The following is a 22749-nucleotide window of genomic DNA, read 5'->3' on the forward strand; positions in this document are numbered from 1 at the left end:
CGTGTACCCATTCGTCGTCGAGCCCCGCAGCGGAGGGTCGCGTATACCGCCGGCCCCGGCGCTGCCGAACGGGCACCGGACCGGGATATCCCGGTCGTTTCGACACAGCACCAGAGCGGAGTGATCGTATGCAGAGTCCAGGGTGGATCCGGAAGTTCCACAGAGCGAGGGCGGCCGACCCGCTGCCGTTGCTGATCTTTCCGCACGCGGGGTCGGGCGCGTCGGCCTACCGGGCGCTCTCCAAGGCATTCAGCGCGGATTTCGATGTTTTCGTCTTCCAGTACCCCGGCCGCCAGGACCGGGCGAACGAACCGGCGCTCACCTCGTTGGTCGATATCGCCGGCGGCGCCTTCGCGGAGTTCCGGGCCGCGGCGGTGCACGGTGGACGGCCGTTCGTCACCTTCGGGCACAGTATGGGCTCGCTGGTCTCCTTCGAGTTCGTACAGCTCGCCGAGGCGGCGGGCCTGCCGGTGAACCAGGCCGTGGTCTCCGCGGCGGTCGCGCCCTGCCGCGGCGCGTATCGCGAACCGGCCCCCACCGACGACGACGAACTGCTCGACCATCTGGCGAGGCTGGAGGGAACCGGCTCCGATGTGCTCGCCAGCCGTGAGCTGATGCGGCTGGCGTTACCGGCGATCAAGGCCGATCACCTGGCTTCCGACGCCTACCGCTGCGATCCGGAGGTGAAGATCGCCACCCGGATCCACGCGATCGGCGGGGACAGTGACCCGATCGTCAGCCTCGCCGATCTCAACGGCTGGCGCCGGCACAGCGACGACGTCGAGGTCACAGTGTTCGACGGCGGCCACTTCTACCTCAACGACCATATCGCCGACCTCGCGGGACTGGTCGCCGAAAGCGCACGCTCCGGATCGAACGCATGACACGAGGATCAGTGATGGCCCAGGAATCCCTCGACCATATCGTCATCGCCGGTATGGCCGTGGAGGCTCCCGGCGGTATCGAAGAACCCCGCGCACTGTGGGACGCGCTGGTGGAATCCCGGGAGCTCATCGGCCCGTTCCCGCGCGACCGCGGCTGGGATGTCGACGATCTGCTCTCGGTGCACCGGCACGAGGGCTGGAAACGGGTCAGCGACGCCGGTGGATTCCTCCCTGCCGCGGCCGAATTCGATCGCGCGGTCTTCGGTCTCGGCAAACGCGACGCCGTCGCGGCCGATCCCCAGCAGCGGGTGATGTTGCGCAATGTGTGGCGCGCGCTGGAGAACGCCGGTATGAATCCCGGGGAGCTCGCGGGTGAGGATGCCGGCGTCTTCCTCGGTGCCTCGCCGATGGAGTACGGACCGCGCGGGTCCGCGGTGCACGAGTACTCGGGCCATCGGATCATCGGCTTCAGCACCTTCGGTATGTCCGGCCGGGTTTCGCACAGCCTCGGGCTGGTCGGGCCGTCGGTGAACATCGATTCCGCGTGCGCGTCGTCGCTGACGGCCATCCATCTCGCGGCGGCGGCCGTCCGGGCCGGGGAATGCGACTGGGCCGTGGCAGGTGCGGTGAGTGTGATGGGCTCGCCCGGCGCCTTCTACGAATTCTCCAGGTTGAACGCCCTTTCCGACGACGGACACTGCCGTTCCTACGCCGACGACGCCTCCGGGACGCTATGGGGCGAGGGTGTGGGCGTGGTGGTGCTGGAACCGGAATCGCGGGCCCGGCGGCTCGGGCACCGGATCTACGGCCGGATCCTGGCCTCCCATCACAATCACAACGGCGCGGGCAAACCGATCCTGGTACCTCGGACCGACGCGCAGGAACGAGTGATCCGCAAGACGATCGCCACCGCGGGTATCGATCCCGCGACAGTCGGCATGATCGAGGGCCACGGCACCGCCACCCGGGCCGGCGACCCGGTCGAGATCCGCGCGTTGCAGAACACCTACGGCGCGGCGGGTTCGCCGGCCCGGCTCGGTTCGGTGAAGGCCAATACCGGCCACGCCCAGGCCGCGGCCGGGATGCTCGGCCTGACCAAACTGCTGCTGTCCGGACTGCACGGGCAGATACCACCGACCCTGTACGCCGATACGCCGACGACCCGCGTGGATTGGGACAGCACCGGCGTACGGCTGGCCACCGAACTCACCGAGTGGAAACCGGTGGACGGATACCGCTACGGCGCCATCTCGTCGTTCGGTGCCGCCGGCGCCAATGCCCACGCGATCATCGCGATGCCTGCCAGTGAGGAGAACGCCGATGTCTAGCCATCGGATGCCCGATGGGTCCGTTCCGGTCCTGTTGTCGGCGGATACGCCGGATCTGCTGCGCGAGGAAGCGGCTTCGATTCTGGCCTACACGCGCGAACACACTGCGGTCACCGCGGGCGAGATCGCCGATATGCTCTTCCGGACCCGAGTGCCGCGCCGCCACCGCGCGCTGGCGCTGGTGCGCGACCAGGAGTCCTTGGCCGGGGCGTTGGCCGCGGTCGCCGCCGGACGTGAGACGTCCGCGGTGGTCCGCAGCAATGCTGTGGTCGCCCGCACCCACGCATTCGTCTTTCCCGGGCAGGGTGGGCAGCGGCCGGGTATGGGGAAGGTGTTCTACGCCGGTTCGCCCGCGTACCGCGAAGAAGTGGATCGCTGCGCCGCCGAGTACGCCGAACAGTTCGACGACGCGCCGCTGGCCTATCTGCTCGACGATTCCGTGGCCGCCGACGACGCGGCCCGTATCGTGCAACCCGCGCTGTTCCTGCAGATGGCAGGGCTGGCCGCGCTGTGGCGTTCGGCCGGAGTGGAACCCGCGGCCGTGGTCGGGCACAGCCAGGGCGAGATCGCCGCGGCCTATGTGGCCGGGAAGATGACACTCCCGGACGCACTGCTGGTCGTCGGCGCGCGGGCCGCGGCGGTCGACCGGATCGCTCCGGAGGATTACGCGATGGCGGTTGTCGAGGCCGACCGCGACGAGGCCGAAGCCCTGCTGGCGCGGCGGTCCGGCTGGGCCGAAGTGTCGGTGGTCAATTCCCCGCGCATGGTGGGTATCTCGGGCGACCGCGAGGTCGTCGGCGAGGTCGTCGACACCCTCGCCGAGGCCGGCCGGTTCAGCCGGGTGATCCGGGTCCGCTACCCGGCGCATACCGGCATGGTCAACAGTCTGCGTGCCGATCTGCGAGCGGGGCTGCGGGGCCGGTTGTCCGAGGAGCGCTTCCGCCACAGTGCGGTCGCCGCGTTCGGCGCCACCCTGGGGGAGTCGTTCCCCACCGAGGCGACACTCGACGACTACTGGTTCTGGAACCTGCGCAATACCGTGCGCTTCGATCGGGCGATCGCGGCCGCCGTGGCGGCCGGTGCCGATTCGTTCGTGGAGCTGGCCGAACACCCCACCCTGCAGCTTCCGGTCCGCGAGAATCTGGAAACCCTGTCGCTCCCGGCCGAGGCCCCCACCGCGGTGGCCGCGACGGTGACCGGCACCTCCAACCGGACCGCCGAGGACCTCGCCCTGTTCACCCGGAACCTGGCGACGCTGGCGGTGAACGACCAGAACTACCGCTGGCGGGCACTGGCCACGGAGGCCGGAACGCCCCGGCCGCCCCTGCTCGATTTCCCGAATATGCGGATGAGCCGGCAGCGATTGTGGTTGTCGCTCGGCTCCGGCACCGCTCCGGCATCCCGGCCGCCCGCCGCGGTCCCGGCCCCGGCGACGCCGGTGGCGGCGACTCCGGAACCCGAGCGCGTGATCCCGGCCCAGTTGCTGGTCGAGGAGTGGGTGCGGCCGGCGCGGCGAAAGCTGTCGGCGCCACGTGCCATCGGTCTGGTGGACACTTCCGGCGGGTGCGCCGAATTGACCGCCGCACTGTGCGCGGAGGCGGAGAACTACGGGGCGACCGCACGGATCCTCAGCGCGGATACCCGTGCCGATTTCGACGGTATCGATGCAATGGTCGCCCTGTTGCCCGCGGCCTCGGATCAGGATATGAGCGAAGCGGTCGCGGATTTCTTCGGCACGCGGGACTGGTGGACCGAGCCCGGTCCGACCGTGGCCGACTACTGGCTGGTCACGGTCGGCGGCGAAGCGGTGCTCCACGGCGATCGGCCGCATCCGGTGGCTGCGGCCGCGGCGGCCGGTTTCCGATCGGTCGGCGCCGAATATCCGGGAATCGCCTTCCGTCATCTGGACCTCGCCGCGGCGACCGCGGATACGGCAGCGGTGGTGCTCAGTGCCCTGCACACCGCCGACGAAGCCGAGCTGGCCGTCCGTGACGGAAACCTCTACGCGAAGCGACTGTCCGAGACCGTGCCCACCGCGGATACGGTCGGCGTACCGCACAATGTGCTGATCACCGGCGGCACCGGCAAGGTCGGTATCGAATTCTGCGCGCATTTCGCTGCTGCCGGTGCCCGGCAGGTCACGCTGCTCGGCCGGTCCGGTGAAACCGCCGAGGTGACACGGAAACTGGCACCGATCCGGGCAGCCGGCGCCGCGGTGCGGGTGCTGTCCTGCGATATCGGTGATCCGGTAGCGGTGCGGGCCCTGGCAGCCGAGTTCGATGACGCACCAATGGATTTCGTACTGCACGCCGCCTCGGATCACGCGGGGATCGTGGGCATCGAACTGGCCGAGCTCACCCGCGACCGGGTCGTCGGACTGTTGCGGGCCAAGGTCGATGGCCTCACCCATGTGCTGGACGCGCTGCCGATGGCCGGAGACGCGCGGGTGCTGCTGTGTTCGTCACTGGCCGCGACACTGGGCGGACGCGGCACCGTCGTCTATTCGGCGGCCAACCGGATGCTGGACGCCCTCGCGTACCGGCTGCGCGACGCGGGCGTGGACTGCGTCTCGGTGCAGTGGGGACAGTGGGCCGTCCACGAAGGTGTGGGCGCCTCCGATACCGGGAAACTGGCCGAGGTCGGGTACCTGCCGATGCGCTCGGCCGACGCCATCGCGCTGGGACTCGGGGAATCGCGTGGCAATACGGTGATCACCGCATTCGATTGGGCGCGCGGCCGTTCGTTCTTCGGTGCCTTCGGCTACGGGCCGCTGCTGTCCGGACTGGTCACCCCCGGGGCCGAGGTCGTCCCGGATCGGGTACCGGACTCCGTCGTCGCACCGGCTGCCGGTGCTCAGGTCACCCCGGCCCAGCGGATCGTGGAGTTGTTCGCCCATGTTCTGGGTGAGGACGATCTCGCATCGATCGATACCACCCGGTCCTTGGTCGCGCTCGGACTGGATTCGCTGCAAGCCCTGGAACTGCGTCGCCTCGTGCAGCAGGAATACGGCTACGAACTGCCGGTCGGCGATCTGGTCGGCGGGGCCTCGCTCGACGATGTGGTCCGGCTGGTCGGGGACCGGCCCGCGGTGCGGCCGGCCGCCGCGACGGTGCCGGTATCCGGCGCCGATTCCGGACGGCCGGCGCCGCGTACGCAGGTAAGCCCGGTGCCGGCCGCGAACGCGGCGGATCTCGGTGAACGGGCCCGCCGGTCGGCCGAACAGGTCGTGCCCGCGGAGTTGGACCTCGACCGGTTACGTTCGGCCCGGCACGATCTCGACCTCTTCGGTGCGCGTGCGATGCACCGTGTCCTGGAACCGGTGCTGCGGGATCGGGCTGTGCACAGCGTCGAGGACATCGCCGAACGACTGAAGGTCGCCCAGCGGCATCGCTGGCTGCTGCGGCAGTGGCTCCGGGAACTCGCTCGGCACGGATCCGTCACCGGCGACCCGGACAGCGGCTACCGCTATCTCGGCGAGATACCCGCTCCGGCGCGGACAGAACTGGTGCAGGCCTGTACGGACCTGGGTTACGCGCCCCGGCTCGCCACCTTCCTGGGCGGTACGAACGAACATCTGGTCGAACTGATCCAGGACCGGATGCGCGTCCAGGAGTTGCTGTTCCCGGACGGCGATATGTTCACCGCCGAAGCGACCTATCGCGAGAACGCGATCAGCCGCTACCTCAACCACGCCGCGCGGGAGATCGTCGCCGCAACGGTCGCCCGGATCGGCGGTGACCGGTCGCCGGTGCGGATCCTGGAACTCGGTGCGGGTGTCGGCGGCACCACCGACGATGTGGTGGCCGGTCTGGCCGGGCTGCCCGTCGAATACCACTTCACCGATGTGTCGAACTTCTTCCTCGACGCGGCGCGGACGCGTTTCGCCGACCGGCCGTGGATGCGGTTCGCCATCGTGGATATGAACGCCGATCTCGCGCGACAGCCGCGCTACGACCTCGTGATCGCCTCCAATGTGCTGCACAACGCCCACCACATCGGGCATACCCTGCGCCAACTGCGCGAACTGCTGAATCCCGGGGGCGCGGTGGTGTTCATCGAAACGGTGGTGGCCCACAGTCAGCTGCTGACCTCGGTGCACTTCCTGATGTCGCCCGCGCCCGGGCAACCACACCCCGGGGCCACCGATGTGCGGGCGGGTACGGACCGGATCTTCCTCACCGAGGACGAATGGGTGGATCAGCTCGCGATAGCGGGTCTGCGGCCGATGCTGGTGTTGCCGGAAGCCGATCATCGGCTGGCTCTGCTGGATCAGCGTGTTTTCGCCGCCGTGCGCGACGTATAGGCGTCCCCGAGACGCGAACGAGTAGAAGTCGCCGGGTCGGCGGCGGGGAACTCCCAGGATGGAGAACACGATGTCAGAGAAGCGGGCGGACTCCGGCGATGCCATAGTCGTCGAGTCCGTCGTGAAATCGTTCGGTGAGGTGAAAGCGCTGCGCGGGATAGATTTCCGCGTACCGGCCGGGAGCGTACTGGGTGTGCTCGGCCCCAACGGGGCGGGTAAGACCACCACCGTCTCGGTACTGTCCACGCTGATCCGGCCGGATTCGGGCCGGGCGACGGTGGCCGGGTACGACGTGGTCCGCGACGCCGCCGAGGTGCGGAAATCGATCATGCTGACCGGCCAGTACGCGGCGCTGGACGAAATGCTCACGGGCCGGGAGAACCTGGTGTTGTTCGGGCGGCTGCTGGGCCTGCGCCGCGGGGCGGCCCGGCAGCGGGCCGAAGAACTGCTGGAACGCTTCTCGCTCACCGGAGCCGCCGACCGGCGGGTCGGGCAGTACTCCGGCGGTATGCGCCGGCGGATAGATATCGCGTGCGGGCTGGTGCGTTCGCCGCGGGTGGTCTTCCTCGACGAGCCCACCACCGGGCTGGACCCGGTGAGCCGCCAGCAGCTGTGGGCGCTCGTACGCGAACTCAAGGCCCAGGGCGTGACCATCCTGCTCACCACCCAGTACCTGGAGGAGGCGGACGCGCTCAGCGACAACATCATCGTCGTCGACCAGGGCACGGTGATCGCCGAGGGTACCGCCGATGTACTCAAAGCCCGCTCGGGTTCGAGCTGTTGCGAGGTCGTGCCGGTGGATCCCGGAGATGTACCGGCCGTGGTGGCCGCGCTGTCACCGCTGTCCGAATGCACGGTCGCCGATTCCGCCGATCGGGTCTCGCTGCCCGCGCCCGACGGTGCCGCGACCTTGACCGCCGCACTGGCCCGGCTCACCGACGCCGATATCGAGCTGATCGATATCGCATTGCGGCGGCCGTCACTCGACGAGGTCTTCATCAGGCTCACCACGCGTGAAACAGCCGAGGCCACCTCATGAGTGTGGCGGTGGGGGCCGTGACCGCGCGGCCGGGGTCGTCCGAGAGCCTGCGGGTGCCACCGGGTATGCAGTGGGCAGCATTGAGCGAGCGGTCGATCCGGGCGGCCGTTCGAGAGGGCGATCTCGTTCTCGCGTTCGCCGCGCCGCTGACCTTCTTCGTCTGTTTCTACGTACCGCTGCGGAAATCCGTGGAGGCGGGGGGAGTCGACTACGCGCAGTATCTGCTGCCGCTGATCGTCGTGCACGCGATGTTCTTCAGTTCCATGTTCGCCGCCGACCGGGCCGCGCGGGAGGTCGCCGGCGGTATGGGTACCCGGCTGCGGGCCATGCCGGTGGCCGCCTGGGTACCGCCCGCCGCCCGCGTATCGGCGAATCTGGCCCGGGCCCTCACCGCGATCTGCGGTGCGCTGGTGATCGGGACGCTGTTCGGATTCCGCTTCCACGGCCCGGTACCCGCACTGGTGTTCCTGGGCCTGGTCCTCGGATTCGGGGTGGCGATGATGCTGGCCACCGACGCGCTCGGTACCGCGACCGCCGATCCGCAAGTGGGCGCGACCGTCCTGTTCGTCCCGCAGCTCCTGCTGGTCATGATCTCGACCGGTTTCGTACCGGTCGAGGGCTTTCCGGGCTGGATCCAGCCGTTCGTGCGCAACCAGCCGGTATCGCAGGTGGCCGACGCGCTGCGCGGGCTCGCCGACGGCGGTTATCCGGATGGACTGGGGGTGGCTGTGGCCTGGGTGGCCGGTCTGCTGGTGGCGGGCGCGGTTCTGGCGGTATGGACGGAAAGGAAGCGGCGGTGACGGTATTCCTGGATCAGGCGCTGGTGGAGACCGGGCGGCTGCTGCGCCGCTGGAGTCGCCAGCAGGAGGTGCTGTCCACCACGCTGGTGCTGCCCATCCTGCTGCTGCTGATGTTCGAACTGGTGCTGAGCCGCACGCTCGGCTCGGCCGACGGTGCGGAGCCGCTCTACGGTTTCGTACCGCTGATCGCTGTCGCGGGCGCCGTGTACGGCGCCATGGGCACCGGTGAATCGCTGTTCGGGGAACGGCAGAGCGGGCTGCTCCGTCGGTTCTGGGTATTGCCGGTGCATCGGGCCAGCGCGCTGCTGGGCCGGCTGATCGCCGAATGCGCGCGGGCCGCGGTCGCGACCCTGCTGGTGATCGCGGTCGGGGTACTGCTGGGTCTGCGATTCGACAACGGTTGGATCGGGGTGCTCGGGGTCGTCGCGGTCCCGGTGATCGTGGTCGCCGGATTCACCCCGCTCGTGGTCGCGGTAGGGGTGAGCCGGGCCGGTGGTCGAGCCGTCCAGATCTTCGCGATCCTGGTGCTGGTCGGTATGTTCTTCAATTCCGGTTTCGTACCGCTGGAGAATTATCCGGGCTGGTTGCAGCCCATCGTCGGTGGCCAGCCGATGAGCTGTGCCATCGAGACCATGCGCGGATTCCTGCTGGGCGGTCCGATCGCCACACCGCTGGTACAGACCGCGGCCTGGTCGGTGGGGATGATCGCGGTATTCGGGGCGCTCGCCGTCCGTGGCTACCGGAAGGCAGCCGAGAGCTGACCACCGGTCCGGGTTTTCGGGAGTGGGGGAAGTGGACGGACCGCTTCCCCCACCACTCCTCACAACTCGATGCGCTGGTCCTCGGGCAGGAAGAGCTTGTCCGATTCCACGACCCCGAAGGTCCGGTAGAACTCCGCGATATTGCGGACGACCTGGTTCACCCGGAACTCGTCGGGGGAATGGGTATCGCCGGCCAGCAATCGTTCGGTGACCTCGGGGGTCGACTTGGAGCGCCAGATCCGTGCGTAGGAATTGAACATGGTGTGGTAGTCGGGGTTCGTGACACCTTGACGCTGTTCGGCGATCCGGTAGGCGGACAGCGCGATCTGCAGCCCGCGCAGATCGGCCAGGTTCTCGCCGACGGTCAGCGCGCCGTTCACATGCTGATCCGGGGACAGACCCTCGGGGACCAGCGCGTTGTACTGCTCGATGAGCTGCTGGGACTTGGCGTCGAAGGCAGCCCGGTCGGCGGGGGTCCACCAATCGCGCTGGTTACCGTCACCGTCGAACTTCGAGCCCTGGTCGTCGAATCCGTGGCCGATCTCGTGCCCGATCACCGCGCCGACTCCGCCGTAGTTCACCGCGGTCTCGGCGTCCTTGTCGAAGAACGGCGGCTGCAGGAAAGCGGCGGGGAAGACTATCTCGTTGTGGGTGGGGGAGTAATAGGCGTTCACCGTCTGCGGTGAGGCGCTCCACTCCGTTTTGTCCACCGGCGTCCCCAGCCGGTCGAAGGCCCTTTTCACCTCGAAATCGTTGATCGCGCGCAGTGATTCGATCAATTTGCCGCGGGTGACCTTCAGGCCCGAGTAATCCACCCATTTGTCGGGATACCCCAGCTTTGCGCCGATCTTGTCCAATTTCTCGATCGAGGCCCTGCGGGTCTCCGGCGACATCCAGGCGGAGCCGGTGAAATTCTCCCGGTAGGCCGACATCAGATCGTCGACCATCACCTGCACCCGCTCCTTGGCCTCGGGTGGGAAATACTTGTCGACGTACAGTTTGCCCAGCTGTTCGCTCAGATTGCTGTCCACCGAGCCGACGGCCGATTTCCACAGTTCCGGGCGCTGCTTCAGCCCCGACATCAGCCGCCCGTTGAAATCGAAATTGGCGTCGGAGATCTCCTTGGGCAGGACATTGGCGTAGGTCTTGAGCACCGCGAGCTTCAGATAGTCCCGCCAGATCGCGATATCGGTCCCGGCCCAGATCCGGCCCGCCTCGGTGACGAAGGAGGGCTGGTTGACCACCACCTTCGCGAACAGATCCTGCGGCCGGTCGGTGATACCCCGCAGCCACGGACCCCAGTCGTATTCCGGGGCCAGGGCCGTGGCCTTGTCCCAGTCGAAGACGTTGTAGGTGGCCTCGGTATCGCGGTTGCGCACATTGTCCCAGTGGGCGGCCGCGATCCGGGTCTCCAGGTCCAGCAGCCGGCCCGCGATCCCGGCCGGGTCGGGCAGATCCGCACCCTTGGCCAGTCGCTCCAGGTAGGTCCGGTAGCCGGCGAGTTCTTCGGCGAACTGCGGGTCACGGTAGTACTGCTCGTCCAGGCCGAGGCCGGACTGGCCGATCGCGGGGATATAGGCCGAGGAGTTCTTCTGGTCGATACTCACCCCGATACCGATCAGTCCGCCGATCGGCAGCCGGCCCATCACCTCGGCCAGGGCCGGTTTGTCCTTCGCGTCCTCGATCTCGGCGAACATCGAATCAAGCGGGGTCAGGCCCAGTCGTTCGATCTCGTCCAGATTCATCCGGGCGTCGAACAGGTCGCGGATCTGCTGGGCTTCGGTCCCGTCCTCGGGATCGCTGATGCTCTCGACGATCTCCCGCAACTGCTGCTGAGTGCGCTCGCCGGCCTCGCTGAACGCGCCGTAGGAGGTCTTGTCCGGCGGCAGCTGGTACTCACGCAGCCATTTACCGTTCACATGCCGGTACAGATCGTCCTGGGGCCGGATCGCCGGATCGGAACCGGTCATATCGACGGTCACCAGTTTTATGGGTTGGGCCTCCGAACACGAGGCCAGCCACGCGGCCGCGGGCGCGAGTCCCAGCGCGACCAGGAATCCACGGCGATCGAGCACGAACCGACGATCCGATGATTTCAACGAAACCTCTCCCCGATGCGAGACCCGCACCTCTCCTAGGCGAACCGGCCCCATGAGGCTACCGGCGCCCCATCCCGGCGTCGCGCCGGGCGACGCGGACGACTGGACACCACCCCGATTTCGGTCCTAGCTGCGGATTCGCTATCCTTGACCGGTTGCCTGCGGGCCCGGTGCCCGCGATTCGGCCGCGAACCCCCGGTGGTTGATCGTCGAGATCGTAGAAGAACCGCTGGTAGGCGTGCGTTCGGATGGTGACAGACCATGCCCGTCGGGTCGGCAATCCGGCGTGCTTATCGTCCAGGTCGAGGAGGCTGAAGTGATTCAGCAGGAGTCGCGGCTGCGCGTCGCCGACAACACGGGTGCCAAGGAGATTCTCTGCATCCGCGTTCTCGGTGGTTCGTCGCGCCGCTATGCCGGTATCGGCGATGTCATCGTCGCCACTGTGAAAGACGCCATCCCGGGCGGCAACGTCAAACGGGGTGACGTCGTGAAGGCCGTCGTGGTGCGCACCACCAAGGAACGGCGCCGTCCGGATGGTTCCTACATCCGTTTCGACGAGAACGCCGCCGTGCTCATCAAGGCGGACAACGACCCGCGCGGCACCCGTATCTTCGGCCCGGTCGGGCGCGAGCTGCGCGACAAGAAGTTCATGAAGATCGTTTCGCTGGCCCCGGAGGTGCTCTGACATGAAGGTGCACAAGGGCGATACCGTGCTCGTCGTCTCGGGCAAGGACAAGGGTGCCAAGGGCAAGGTCATCCAGGCCTTCCCGAAGGACAACCGGATCCTGGTCGAGGGCGTCAACCGGATCAAGAAACATGTCGCGAACTCCGCGAACCTGCGTGGCGCCTCTTCGGGCGGCATCGTGACCCAGGAAGCGCCCATCCACGTGTCCAACGTGATGGTCGTCGACTCGGACGGTAACCCGACCCGGATCGGCTACCGCACCGACGAAGAAACCGGCAAGCGGGTTCGGATCTCCCGTAAGAACGGGAAGGACATCTGATATGACCACCTCCGAGAAAGTGCAGCCCCGGCTCAAGCAGCGCTACCGTGCCGAGATCAAGGATGCGCTGAACAGCGAGTTCAACTACCCGAACGTCATGCAGATCCCCGGCGTGGTCAAGGTCGTGGTGAACATGGGTGTCGGCGACGCCGCCCGGGACGCCAAGCTGATCAACGGCGCGGTCGACGACCTGGCCCTGATCACCGGCCAGAAGCCGCAGATCCGCAAGGCCACCAAATCCATCGCGCAGTTCAAACTGCGTGAGGGTATGCCGATCGGCGCGAAGGTCACCCTGCGTGGCGACCGGATGTGGGAGTTCCTGGACCGGCTGGTCTCGATCGCCCTGCCCCGTATCCGCGACTTCCGCGGTCTGTCGCCCAAGCAGTTCGACGGCAACGGCAACTACACGTTCGGTCTGAGCGAGCAGTCGATGTTCCACGAGATCGATGTGGACAAGATCGATCGTCCGCGTGGTATGGACATCACCGTTGTCACCACCGCGACCAACAACGAAGAAGGCCGTGCCCTGCTGAAGCACCTCGGCTTCCCGTTCAAGGAGAACTGAGACATGGCCAAGAAAGCACTGGTCAACAAGGCCAACCGCAAGCCGAAGTTCGCTGTCCGCGCCTACACCCGCTGCCAGCGCTGCGGCCGGCCGCACGCGGTGTACCGCAAGTTCGGCCTGTGCCGTGTGTGCCTGCGCGAGATGGCGCACCGCGGCGAGCTGCCGGGCGTGCACAAGAGCTCCTGGTGAGCTGATCCCGGACGGTTCGCCGATCCGGGATCGATAGCACAACGAAGGACCCGAGCCCCGGCTCGGGTCCTTCGCGCGCTTCCCCGAAGGATGGTGATCGTGAAATCGCGATCATTCGCCTTGATCGTGAAATAGCGATCATGCACGGGAGTAGTGGGAGGTGGAGATGGCGCAGCGGCGGGCCCGCATTCCATATGCCTCGGTGTGTTCAGCCGCCCGTGACTTCCGGGATCTGATCCCGTCTGGCACACTTGCCCGATGGTCGCCGTGCTTTCGACTGCTGTCTCGCCGGGGCTCGTCACAGTGAGCCGGGCTGTGGCTCGGATCGGTTGACCGGCCCGGCCGATCGGTCGATCGCCGAGGTGATGATATGGACAGCTCCGGGCCGAGTCGGCATGACATCGCCTCCGTACTCCAAAATCTGAGCCCCGGAATCCTGGAGGCCAGAGCATTGGCTCGGCGTTTGGAGCACATTGTTCTGGAAATGGGCGAAGGTATTTCCGAGACGCTGTATCGCAGAGCGGGTGAGGCGGCGCTGCGCGGCAATCATCATATTATTCTGGCCCAATCGAACAACGACGGGGTACTCCGAGAGCTGCTACGGCACGAGCCACTCGCTGCCACCTCTCGGACGGCGCGTCCGGATATCGGACTGCCCGGTAATCCGCGGCAGCTCCGGGACGCCTGGGAAGACCTCTCCGCATCCGACAGATCGGATCTCTTCCATGCGGATCCGTTTCTGGGGAACCGGAACGGAATTCCGACAGCGGACCGGGATTTCTACAACCGTAGAAACTTGGAAGTCCTTCTTCAGCGAGCGCGGGACGCGAACGATTACCCCGGAGCCAATAAATACGCCGGTATAAAGGCGATTGTGGACGAACCCGGGATTTTCCTCACTCACATCGACACCGACGGGGGGCTGGCCTTCTCGCGGAATAATCCGGATTTCTCCCGTAACACCGCTGTACTGCTGCAACCTGCGCAGCGACCTGAATATGTGCTCGCCTACGCGAAATCGACTGTGGACCAGTTGCAGCAGGTCGCGCGGCGTAGTGCCCCCAATTCCAGCACGGCGGTGAGCTACTGGGGTGGCTATAGGCAGCCCGAGTCCATGGTGCAGGCGATGTTTCCCCAGTCGGCCCGGGACGGTGCTGCCGGAGCGCGCGATTACCACGAAGGTTTGCGCGCCACCCAGGAAGGGGCGTCCGGGCATATCACCACGATCGGCCATTCCTACGGGAGTGTCCTCGCTGCCGAATCCGCGGGCCGCGGGGCGATGCTGCATACCGACGATGTCGTCTTCATCGGCAGTTGGGGAACGGGCGCGAATAATGTCGGCGATTTGACACTCGCCGGTGTTCCGCGGGAGAACAATAGTGAGCATGTATTCGCCGCGATCTCATCCAGCGACTACATACAACTGATGCCGGAAACGCACGGACGGTTACCTACAGACCCTGAGTTCGGTGCGCGGGTATTCGACTCCACTCCATTGATCCCGGGCAGTTGGAACGTGCTCGATCATTCATCGGAAGCCTATCTGCACTCCCAGAATCCGGCAGCTGGAAACATCGGTCTCATCGTCACCGGATACGGCCACCTGGTGTCGTGATCGACGTGGCAGGGCGCTGCCGTGACAACAACGAGGGGAGACCGGAATGAATCCCGAACCGACGCAGACGAGGGCGCGGGAACGGCTGTATCGACACTTCGTACGGACGTTGCGGTCGCTTCCGGCCGGATCGGCGTTGTCTCTTTCGCATCCCGATCTCCCCGAGGCGCAGATGCATGCGGGCGTGATACTGCCCGTCGGCGATTACACGGCCGAGGCCGATACCGAGTTCTTCGATATTGCGTACTGGGTCGTCGCGGCCTCACCCGAAACAGAACACGACTACTTCGATCTGATCGTGCAGTCCTGGAACCGGTTCGGATGGCCGATACGAATCGAGCGTGCTTCCCGGCCTCGGGCAGCGTACACGCGCACCCCGGATCGTAGCGGTCTTTCCGTCCGTGAGAGCGTGGACGGATTCGTGAGCCTGTCCGGTTCGACTGCGCCGTTTGCGGTCGGTTCGCCTGCCGGCCGACCGCTCCCGGAGTCGATCCGGCACCCCCTCACCGCCGCGGACGGGCCCGCTTCGGCAACGGATGCGCCGGGCGCTGCCGAGGATCCGCCACCCGGCCGGGTCTAACCTCGCTGGTTCGCCGGTATGGATATCGTCGATTCAGGTGCGGAGCAGGCCGCCGATGAGCAGTAGCAGCGATTGCCGGGCCTGTTCACGGGCGGTGTCCTTGTCGTCGGCGTGGGCGACGATGAGGCCGGCCTCGGATACCGCGCTCAGAATGAGCTGGGCCAGGACCGGTAGGGCGGTCGCGGTGATCAGGCCGGTCTCGCGGGCGCGTTCCAGTTCGGTGGTGACGAGGCCCAGGCCGTGGCGGGCCTCGAGCTCACGCCATGCTTCCCAGCCGAGCACCGCGGGCGCGTCGAACAGGGTGATGCGGATGACTTCCGGGCGCTGGCATATTTCCAGGAACGCGTTCAGGCCGGACGCCATCGTGGTGAGGACGTCATCGGTGGCCGGTGCCCGCATCACCTGCTCGATCTCGGCGGTCATCTCGATTTCGAGCTGTTCCAGTACCGCCAGGAACAGGCCGCGTTTATCGCCGTAGTGGTGTTGCAGCGCACCCCGCGTGACGCCGGCCGCGGTGACCAGTTGCGCCGCGGATGTGCCCGCGAATCCGTGCTCGGCGAACAACTGCCGCCCGGCCTGTTCGAGCGCGGTCCGGGTGGTGCGGGAGCGGTCCTCCTGGCTACGGCGTGGCATGCAGCCGAGTGAACTCCAGAATTCGCCTGGTGAGCAACTCGGGCTGGTCCTCGGGGATCAGCGTGTAGGAGTCGTCGATGAGCACCGAGGTGGCACCGGGTAGGTCGCGGACGAGGCGTTCGGCGAACGATACGGGGAACAGCCGGTCTTCCCGTGCCCAGGCGACCAGCACCGGCACGGTCACCGATCCGAACCGGGTGGCGGCATCGAGGGTGTAGTGGCGTCGCGCGTGCCGCAGGAATCGGCGCAGGTCGTCGCGGATGGCGGCCGATTCCCGGGCAGGGCGCAGATAGGATTCGACCACCGCGGGTGGGATGGGGCGTTTGGTCAGCAGTCCGAGGGCGAACGGCAGTCGCTGCACCCGCCGGAAGCGGAGCAGCTCGGTGGTGAGCCGGACCGATCCGGGGATGCGGGTCAGCTGGGGTAACGCGGTGAACGGCTGGGGCAGGAAGCTCTCGTAGGAGTCCACCGAGGCCAGTACGACGCGGCCGATTCGCTCCGGAGCGCGGGTCAGCAGTATCTGGGTGATGGCGCCACCGGTGTCGTTGGCGACGATCGTGACATCGGTGAGGCCGAGATGCGCCAGGAACGCGGCGATGAGGTCGGCGACTCCGGTGGGGGTCAGGTCGGCGTCGGGCACCGGGACGGAATGTGAGCCCAGGGGCCAATCGGGGGCGATGCAGCGGTATCCGGCCGCGGCCACGGGCGGGATCACTTTCCGCCACAGGTCCGCGTTGACGAGCAGGCCGTGCACGAAGACCACCGGCGGTCCGTCGCCGGTGTCGGAGTATCGGATCCTGGCGCCGGCCAGGTCGGCGGTATGGCCGCGGTCGAGTGCGTCGTGGTTCATTTCGTTCTCCTCCTCGGTCGACTCTTCGATAGTTACATACATTCTGAATGTATGTCTAGAGTCGAGGAGAATCGGAATCCGCCCGCCCGGGTTCGAACGGAGCCGGGCGGGCGCGGCGCGAACGTTCGTCGGCGAGTTCGGTGGGCGCACGCCTGGTGTGCCGACCGGGGTGAGTGGCGGACGGGGTGAGTGGTGGGCGGTTGGCGGTGTGCGGGAGACTTCGGCTCCGCCGGCGTCCGTCATCGCCCGTCGTCCGGACGACCCGACCCGGTCGGTGGGCAGGTACCCGGCCCGCTCGCTTCGAGGCGAACCTGTTGCAGTTCCGGGCGGCTCCGGCGCGCGGTCCGGTCGATCGGGCTGTGGCCGCCGGTATCGATATGCGCCGGGAGTCGGGATCAATAGATGTTGCGGCATAGTCGAATTCGTTCCCAGTGCCGAGGAGAACCGGATAAATCGGGCGCGGCGGCCATCGGTTAGTATCGCGACCGTGAGGCATTACGCGCGGGCGCCGAAGCTGCTGCGGATGCTCGTGCTCGTTTTCGCCGCCGTGGTGCTGACACTCGAGGTCCGCGACGGGCAGATGGTCGATCCGCGCGAAACCACCTATGTCTCACTCGTATCCGCCATCGTCGCGGCGGTCGATTCGGCCGAGCCGGAAACCGAGCGGCCCGACGACACCGGCGGGCAGTCCGTGCACTGCCGCTACGCGTGTGTACGTTCCGCCGTACCCCGGCCCCGGATCGACGATCTGTGGCCGGTCGCCCTGATGTTCATCGGTCTCGTTGTGGGACTGTCGGATTCGGCGTGTCGCCGGTCCCGGATCGAACTACCGGCGGCCGGTGCGTCCGCGACCGGGGGAGAAATCCTGCTGCGCCTCTGCGTTTGCCGCAGGTGACAGTCCTACACTGCGCCGGTGGCCCGATGCCCACCGGCCGGTGAAAGCTGCCCCGGCGGAGGTCGTTCGATTCGGAGAACGGCGGTGGGGTGCTCACGTGACGCGGTCGGCGCGCCGACCGCGGACGTAGCGCCCTGCCGGATGCGGCGCGGACCGGCGCTACCCACACCGTGCCGTATCGATCCGTTCGTCTCGGGACTCGTTCCCGGCAGTGACCGCCGCATGCGGTGTACCGCGGCCGATCTGTACCGCGGCCGACGGGGCAGCCTTCGCGCACCCGAGGGCGCCGGTGTGCGTGTCCTCATGGGCACATTCCTGCCCCCGGCACCGGGTCCCGCAGAAAGGAACGCGCCGAACGAAACAGCCTTCTCATTCCCGGCTCGGCCCCTGGCCCGCCCGGTGGAGGGCCCGCCCGCCGTCCTGGACGGCGAAACGAACAGATCCGAAAACACAATCGACAAACATAGGAGTTCTTCCGTGAGATTCCACCTTCCGCTGACCGTTCTCGCGGCCTCGGCCGGCTGTCTCGTTCTCGGTAGCGGCCCGGCTTCGGCCCTGTCCGTCGATCGATCCGAGGAGGCGGTCACCGTGAACCTCACCGATACGGAGGCGCGGGCTGTCGAGGAATTGAACCTCGGCCCCGTCCTCGGGGCACTGCCGCCCAATTTCACCCCGGAGGCGAAACAGCGTCTCGGTGAGAACATCACCGAATACGCCGGCCGGGCCGCCGATCAGCCGGGCTCGACCCTGTCGGTGATCATCGACGCGCCGATCGCGGCGCCGCCCGGCGTCAGCGTCACCGTCACCCGCTGATCCGAGCGATGTCCGGGTCGGCACGCCCGGTCGGTCAGACCCAGACCGATGCCATCGTGAACGGATGTCCGCGCAGCTCGGCCCATTTGGGCTTCGCGGCTATCCAGGCGTCGTCGATCGAACTCTCGGTGAGTTCGGCGAGCTGCCATCCGGCCGCGACCCCGGCGGTCACATGGTCGCCGAGGGTGTGCAGATGGGTGGATATGGCCAGCGGTTCACCGTCGGAACCGGTGTAGTGGGTGGGCATACCGGTGACCATCATGAACTGCGGATGGTAGCTCACCAGGACGAATACACCGCCCGGGGCGGCCAGCCGGCGTGCTTCGGCGTAGAAGGGCGCGAGGTCGGGCAGATGTTCGTCGATCAGCGAGGAGATCACGAGATCGTAGGCGCCGCCGGTGAATCCGGTGGCCCGGACATCGCCCTGCGTCAGGGCGGCGTGCGCACCGCGCTTTCCGGCGTGTACCAGCATGCCCGCGCTGAGGTCGATACCGTCGATACGTGCCGTGCTGCGCTCGCGTAGCCAGGCCGCGGTACGGCCGGTACCGCAGCCCAGATCGGCCGCCCGGCGTATCTCCGGCCACCGTGGCCGGCGCAGGCGGTCCAGTAGGGCGAGATCCATATCGTCGAGGACGGTCCGCTCGTAGGTGGGGGCCCACCCGTCGTATCCGGTGGCGACATCGACTGTTCGGTAGTGGCGACGGTCGAAATCGGCGAAGGTCGGCATGACCACATCGTGCGGGCGCGGTATCGCTCGCGCAATGGAAATACCGGCCGACGAATCCGGCGCGGACCGTCCCGGCACGGGCGCCCGGTTCGGCCACTGCGAGCGGCGTGGCCGACCGGCGCCGGGGTGTCCGGCCCGCGGCTGGATGCCGCCGTCAGGCGAAATGGGATTTGTAGATCTGGCCGTGCACGCCGACCGTGCGGTCCACGACCTGGGACACCGTGAAATCCGCCGCCGCGGAGAGGTACGCGTAGGCGGTGGCGCGATCCATTCCCTTCTCCTGTTCCAGGAAGTCGAGCGCGTTGACGACCGCGCGGCGCATGGCGATGTTCAGATCGCTGGACTGGCCGTGCTGTGATCCGTCGGGGTCGGAGAGGCCGATGGGGATCCACGCCTCGTCGGTTTCACCGAACGGGTACCGGTAGGCGACCTCGGGGGCGTCCCCGGAACCGGGTTTGCAGACGGTCAGGCGGAAGGTGCCGCGTAGCGAACCCTCCATCGCGGTCAGCGCGGCTTCGCCGTCCCCCATCGCCATATGCGGGTCGCCGACGTAGAACAGGGCGCCTTCGGCGAAGACCGGCAGATAGAACGCGGAACCGGCGCCGAGCAGCCGGATATCGATATTGCCGCCACCGCGGGTGGGTGGAATCGAATTGGCCGAAGCCGCTTTCGGATCGGTATCCGGTGTGAATGCCACGCCCATCATGCCCATGAACGGCCGCAGCGGGAAGCGGACCTTCGCGTCGCCGAAGGGCATCACGCCCAGGCCCTCTTCGATCGCGGTGAAGGTGGAGACGTTGCCGTAGTCGCGTGGATCGCCGGCGGGCCGACGGTCGGTCGTCACCGGTGGCATCACCTCGTCGAGCGAGATACCGGCCGGTGCCTCGCCGTTCGACGTCCGGGCGAGTGCGCCCTTGCCGTGCCGGCTCGACACCACGCCGTAGGGCACTCGGGGGACCGCGGCGAGGGTTTCGATCTTCAGGACATCGCCGGGCTGCGCGCCCTCGACGAAGACGGGGCCGGTGACGATATGCGGACCGTCCTTGTCGAAGTCGCGGGGCGTGCGCTCGTACCCCTCGGCGATCGCGATCGCGTCGGCGAGGACATCTCCCCGCGCGACACCTTCGGCACCGAAATACTCCAGCGGGTCACGGCCCTGGTCCTCCAGGATCCCTTCGTGCGAGACGGCGTCGATGGTGACGGTTTCGCCCGATTTCATCCGCAGGACCGCGTCGCTGTGGACGTTGGGAACATAGCCCCAGAGCACCTGGTCCACTTCGGACCCCAGGTAGTGGTCACCGGGGATATCGCCCTGCCCGGGTTGTAGGACGGGTACGCCACCACTGAACGGCAGCGCGGGTGACGAGGTGGCGACCGTGTTCGCGGTGGTCTCCGCGGTACAGGCCGTCGCGGCGGCCGCGGCTCCCACGGCGCCGACCGCCGCGGCCGCGCGCAGGAATCCCCGCCTGCCCAGGCCGCGCGTCAGGGTCTCGGCTGCTTCGCGCGCGAGGAAATCGGTCATGGGAACCTCCGGTGCTGTCTGGTCGAGCGTCCGGAAGTTATCGAGACAAGATTTCGCCGGTGTTTCTTATTCGTATCGGTGACCGTCCACGGCGAAACCGTGGCGGAGCGCACGCCGTGACCACCGGCCCGGTTCGCCGCGCACGCTACATTCGTGGCATGCCGACCTCGAATAGTCCGCTCCGCCGGATCGCGTGGTTCGTGCTCGGGATGGTGCTCGCCGGTGCGGTGGCGGCACCGGGCGCCACCGCGGAGCAGCCCACTCGGATGGACACCTACGTCATCGATCCGGCCGGTGCGCTCGACAGCGGTGACGCCCAGCGGGTGCGTGCCGCGGTCGATACCCTCTACACCGAGCACAAGGTGCGACTCTGGGTCGCCTACGTGGGCGATTTCGCCGGTATGAACCCACCGGACTGGGCGGCCGAGACCGCGCGGCTATCCGGATTCGGCGACCGCGATCTGCTGCTGGCCGTCGCCACCCGCGATCGCGCCTATGCCCTCGACGGTGCGCTGCCCAGCGGGGTGAGCGAATCCGAGACCGACCGGATCCTCACCGACGAGGTGGAACCCGCACTGCGTGCGAGCCGCTGGGCCGACGCGGGTGTGGCCACGGCCACCGGGATCGGGACGGCCATCAGCGGAGGCGGGGTGAGCACGGGCCCGGTGTTGATCATCGCGGTGTTGATCGTGTTCGCGCTGGCGGGTCTGCTGCTGTATCAGCGCTACCGGCGGCGGGCTCGCGACCGGGCCGAACTGGAACAGGCCCGGGAGACCGATCCCACCGACCCCGCCGCGCTCGCGGCACTGCCGCTCGAGGCACTGCACGCGCGTTCGCGGGAAATCCTGGTCGAACTCGACAATGCCGTCCGGACCAGCGCCGAGGAGCTGGAACTGGCCGTCGGGGAATTCGGTGATACGGCGGTGCTGCCCTTCCGGACCGCACTGGAGAACGCGCGGACCGCCACGGCGACCGCGTTCGCGATCCGGCAGCGGCTCGACGACGCTGTCCCGGAGACACCGGACGAACAGCGCACCCTGCTGCTCGAGCTGATCACCACCGCCGGACGTGCCGACCGCGAACTCGATGCCCGCGTGGCCGAATTCGATGCCATGCGTGATCTGCTGATCGACGCCGGGCCCCGGCTGGACGCGTTGACCCGCGATATCGTCGATCTCACCGGGCGGATCCCCGCCGCGGCGGCCGAACTGACCCGGCTCGCGGGCGCGCATCCGGCCAGTGTGCTGGCCCCGATCGCCGATAACGTCACCATGGCCCGCGAACGGATCGCCTTCGCCGAGGAGTGCGTCGGTGACGGTCGCCGGGAAATCGCCCGGCCGGTGGGCGAACAGGGCGGGGCGGTCGCCGATATCCGGGCGGCCGAGGGCGCGCTCGGACAGGCGCGCACCCTGCTCGACGCGGTGGACGGTGCGGCGGCCCATATCCAGCAGGCGCGGGCCGGGCTGCCCGCCGCCCTGGCGGAGTTGCGCGGCGATCTCGAGACCGCGGCCGGCCTCACCGAACACGGCGGTGCGGAACTGGCGACGGCCGTCGCCGCCGCGCGGACCGTGCTGTCCGGCGCCGAGACCGCAGCCGCGGCCGACCCGCTGAGTGCCTACCACGACGCGGTCGCCGCGGACGGAGCCCTGGATCACGCGCTGGCCGCGGCCGGGGACCGGAAGAGGGCCGCCGAGGACGTGGCACGCCGGCTGGACCAGGCGCTCGGCGACGCGGCCACCCGGGTCCGGATGGCCACCGATTTCATCGCCACCCGTCGTGGCGCGATGGACGCGATGCCCCGCACTCGGCTGTCGGAGGCCCAGCGCCATCTCGACGAGGCGCAGCGGCTGCGCACCGAGGACCCGGCCGCCGCGCTCGAGCATGCCCGCGCGGCCGCCGATCTCGCCGGCCGCGCACTGCAGGAAGCGCAGGCCGGGGTACAGGCCTGGGAGGTCCGCCGCCCACCGTCGGGTACGGCACAGACGGGCGCGATCCTCGGCGGCATCCTGATCGACAGCATGCTGCGCGGTGGAATGGGCGGCGGGATGGGTGGCGGTCACCGTCGCCACGGTGGGTATCGGGCGGGATCCTTCGGCGGGTCGGGCGGATCGCGGCGGATCAGCCGGGGCGGGCGCTTCTGAC

At 67.8% G+C, this 22749-nt stretch carries 20 protein-coding genes; 15 read left to right on the plus strand and 5 right to left on the minus strand.

Annotated features, from left to right (window positions below):
* Positions 1-128: 128 nt before the first annotated feature.
* From ACWEWT_RS21270 to ACWEWT_RS21295, 6 genes are all read left to right on the plus strand, one after another.
* Positions 129-884: a thioesterase II family protein gene (locus ACWEWT_RS21270; RefSeq protein WP_452561301.1), complete on the plus strand. Its 756-nt coding sequence runs from the start codon at positions 129-131 to the stop codon at positions 882-884.
* A gap of 14 nt (positions 885-898) precedes the next feature.
* Positions 899-2212 (plus strand): beta-ketoacyl [acyl carrier protein] synthase domain-containing protein, encoded by a 1314-nt coding sequence (locus ACWEWT_RS21275; RefSeq protein WP_452561303.1) that lies wholly within the window; start codon positions 899-901, stop codon positions 2210-2212.
* A gap of 55 nt (positions 2213-2267) precedes the next feature.
* The gene (gene nbtC, locus ACWEWT_RS21280) at positions 2268-6515 is read left to right on the plus strand and encodes a nocobactin polyketide synthase NbtC (RefSeq protein WP_452561443.1); all 4248 of its coding nucleotides are present in this window, start codon (positions 2268-2270) and stop codon (positions 6513-6515) included.
* A gap of 70 nt (positions 6516-6585) precedes the next feature.
* Complete coding sequence (locus tag ACWEWT_RS21285; RefSeq protein ID WP_452561305.1) at positions 6586-7554, plus strand: ATP-binding cassette domain-containing protein; 969 nt, start codon at positions 6586-6588, stop codon at positions 7552-7554.
* Complete coding sequence (locus ACWEWT_RS21290; RefSeq protein ID WP_452561307.1) at positions 7551-8354, plus strand: ABC transporter permease; 804 nt, start codon at positions 7551-7553, stop codon at positions 8352-8354. The genes ACWEWT_RS21285 and ACWEWT_RS21290 overlap by 4 nt, the downstream gene beginning before the upstream one ends.
* Complete coding sequence (locus tag ACWEWT_RS21295) at positions 8351-9115, plus strand: ABC transporter permease (protein WP_452561309.1); 765 nt, start codon at positions 8351-8353, stop codon at positions 9113-9115. The genes ACWEWT_RS21290 and ACWEWT_RS21295 overlap by 4 nt, the downstream gene beginning before the upstream one ends.
* A gap of 59 nt (positions 9116-9174) precedes the next feature.
* Here the strand turns inward: ACWEWT_RS21295 and ACWEWT_RS21300 are convergent, their stop codons facing one another.
* Positions 9175-11190 carry a M13 family metallopeptidase gene (locus ACWEWT_RS21300; RefSeq protein WP_452561310.1) on the minus strand — a complete coding sequence of 672 codons (2016 nt, stop codon included), beginning with the start codon at positions 11188-11190 and terminating at the stop codon, positions 9175-9177.
* A 340-nt stretch (positions 11191-11530) separates the two neighbouring features.
* Between ACWEWT_RS21300 and rplN the strand changes: the two genes are divergently transcribed.
* The 6 genes from rplN (at position 11531) to ACWEWT_RS21330 (ending at position 15167) form a co-directional block, all read left to right on the plus strand.
* Positions 11531-11899, plus strand: a complete 369-nt coding sequence (rplN, locus tag ACWEWT_RS21305; RefSeq protein ID WP_014349098.1) for a 50S ribosomal protein L14 — start codon at positions 11531-11533, stop codon at positions 11897-11899.
* Position 11900: 1 nt separating this feature from the next.
* Positions 11901-12218 carry a 50S ribosomal protein L24 gene (gene rplX, locus ACWEWT_RS21310; RefSeq protein ID WP_030522663.1) on the plus strand — a complete coding sequence of 106 codons (318 nt, stop codon included), beginning with the start codon at positions 11901-11903 and terminating at the stop codon, positions 12216-12218.
* Position 12219: 1 nt separating this feature from the next.
* Complete coding sequence (gene rplE / locus ACWEWT_RS21315; protein ID WP_449902000.1) at positions 12220-12783, plus strand: 50S ribosomal protein L5; 564 nt, start codon at positions 12220-12222, stop codon at positions 12781-12783.
* Between the two features lie 3 nt (positions 12784-12786).
* Positions 12787-12972: a type Z 30S ribosomal protein S14 gene (locus ACWEWT_RS21320; RefSeq protein ID WP_014349101.1), complete on the plus strand. Its 186-nt coding sequence runs from the start codon at positions 12787-12789 to the stop codon at positions 12970-12972.
* A 370-nt stretch (positions 12973-13342) separates the two neighbouring features.
* Complete coding sequence (locus ACWEWT_RS21325) at positions 13343-14587, plus strand: alpha/beta hydrolase (protein WP_452561312.1); 1245 nt, start codon at positions 13343-13345, stop codon at positions 14585-14587.
* A 46-nt stretch (positions 14588-14633) separates the two neighbouring features.
* Positions 14634-15167, plus strand: coding sequence for a hypothetical protein (locus ACWEWT_RS21330; protein ID WP_452561314.1), 534 nt, complete (start codon positions 14634-14636; stop codon positions 15165-15167).
* Positions 15168-15200: 33 nt separating this feature from the next.
* Here ACWEWT_RS21330 and ACWEWT_RS21335 read toward each other — a convergent pair whose 3' ends face one another.
* A complete protein-coding gene (locus tag ACWEWT_RS21335; protein WP_452561315.1) occupies positions 15201-15800 on the minus strand; it encodes a TetR/AcrR family transcriptional regulator in 600 nt (199 codons plus the stop codon).
* Positions 15787-16650: an alpha/beta fold hydrolase gene (locus ACWEWT_RS21340; RefSeq protein ID WP_452561316.1), complete on the minus strand. Its 864-nt coding sequence runs from the start codon at positions 16648-16650 to the stop codon at positions 15787-15789. The genes ACWEWT_RS21335 and ACWEWT_RS21340 overlap by 14 nt, the downstream gene beginning before the upstream one ends.
* 487 nt (positions 16651-17137) lie before the next feature.
* Between ACWEWT_RS21340 and ACWEWT_RS21345 the strand changes: the two genes are divergently transcribed.
* A complete protein-coding gene (locus ACWEWT_RS21345) occupies positions 17138-17545 on the plus strand; it encodes a hypothetical protein (RefSeq protein WP_452561318.1) in 408 nt (135 codons plus the stop codon).
* 477 nt (positions 17546-18022) lie between these two features.
* Positions 18023-18358, plus strand: coding sequence for a hypothetical protein (locus ACWEWT_RS21350; protein WP_452561320.1), 336 nt, complete (start codon positions 18023-18025; stop codon positions 18356-18358).
* Positions 18359-18392: 34 nt separating this feature from the next.
* Here ACWEWT_RS21350 and ACWEWT_RS21355 read toward each other — a convergent pair whose 3' ends face one another.
* Together ACWEWT_RS21355 and ACWEWT_RS21360 are read right to left on the minus strand one after the other, a co-directional pair.
* Entirely contained in the window at positions 18393-19085 is a 693-nt protein-coding gene (locus ACWEWT_RS21355; protein WP_452561321.1) for a class I SAM-dependent DNA methyltransferase, read from the minus strand.
* A 154-nt stretch (positions 19086-19239) separates the two neighbouring features.
* A complete protein-coding gene (locus ACWEWT_RS21360) occupies positions 19240-20607 on the minus strand; it encodes an acetamidase/formamidase family protein (protein WP_452561323.1) in 1368 nt (455 codons plus the stop codon).
* Positions 20608-20765: 158 nt separating this feature from the next.
* Here ACWEWT_RS21360 and ACWEWT_RS21365 point away from each other — a divergent pair, with 158 nt between their 5' ends.
* On the plus strand, positions 20766-22748 hold the full coding sequence (locus ACWEWT_RS21365) for a TPM domain-containing protein (protein ID WP_452561324.1): 1983 nt from the start codon (positions 20766-20768) through the stop codon (positions 22746-22748).
* The last annotated feature ends 1 nt before the right edge of the window (position 22749 follow it).

It is taken from the genome of Nocardia sp. NPDC003963, from assembly GCF_053605105.1.

Excerpts from the sequence above, each read along its gene's own strand:
- ACWEWT_RS21270 (WP_452561301.1), top strand. The coding sequence starts at position 129 with ATGCAGAGTCCAGGGTGGATCCGGAAGTTCCACAGAGCGAGGGCGGCC.
- ACWEWT_RS21275 (WP_452561303.1), top strand. The coding sequence starts at position 899 with ATGGCCCAGGAATCCCTCGACCATATCGTCATCGCCGGTATGGCCGTG.
- ACWEWT_RS21285 (WP_452561305.1), top strand. The coding sequence starts at position 6,586 with ATGTCAGAGAAGCGGGCGGACTCCGGCGATGCCATAGTCGTCGAGTCC.
- ACWEWT_RS21290 (WP_452561307.1), top strand. The coding sequence starts at position 7,551 with ATGAGTGTGGCGGTGGGGGCCGTGACCGCGCGGCCGGGGTCGTCCGAG.
- rplX (WP_030522663.1), top strand. The coding sequence starts at position 11,901 with ATGAAGGTGCACAAGGGCGATACCGTGCTCGTCGTCTCGGGCAAGGAC.
- rplE (WP_449902000.1), top strand. The coding sequence starts at position 12,220 with ATGACCACCTCCGAGAAAGTGCAGCCCCGGCTCAAGCAGCGCTACCGT.
- ACWEWT_RS21320 (WP_014349101.1), top strand. The coding sequence starts at position 12,787 with ATGGCCAAGAAAGCACTGGTCAACAAGGCCAACCGCAAGCCGAAGTTC.
- ACWEWT_RS21325 (WP_452561312.1), top strand. The coding sequence starts at position 13,343 with ATGGACAGCTCCGGGCCGAGTCGGCATGACATCGCCTCCGTACTCCAA.
- ACWEWT_RS21330 (WP_452561314.1), top strand. The coding sequence starts at position 14,634 with ATGAATCCCGAACCGACGCAGACGAGGGCGCGGGAACGGCTGTATCGA.
- ACWEWT_RS21335 (WP_452561315.1), bottom strand. The coding sequence starts at position 15,800 with ATGCCACGCCGTAGCCAGGAGGACCGCTCCCGCACCACCCGGACCGCG.
- ACWEWT_RS21340 (WP_452561316.1), bottom strand. The coding sequence starts at position 16,650 with ATGAACCACGACGCACTCGACCGCGGCCATACCGCCGACCTGGCCGGC.
- ACWEWT_RS21355 (WP_452561321.1), bottom strand. The coding sequence starts at position 19,085 with ATGCCGACCTTCGCCGATTTCGACCGTCGCCACTACCGAACAGTCGAT.
- ACWEWT_RS21360 (WP_452561323.1), bottom strand. The coding sequence starts at position 20,607 with ATGACCGATTTCCTCGCGCGCGAAGCAGCCGAGACCCTGACGCGCGGC.
- ACWEWT_RS21365 (WP_452561324.1), top strand. The coding sequence starts at position 20,766 with ATGCCGACCTCGAATAGTCCGCTCCGCCGGATCGCGTGGTTCGTGCTC.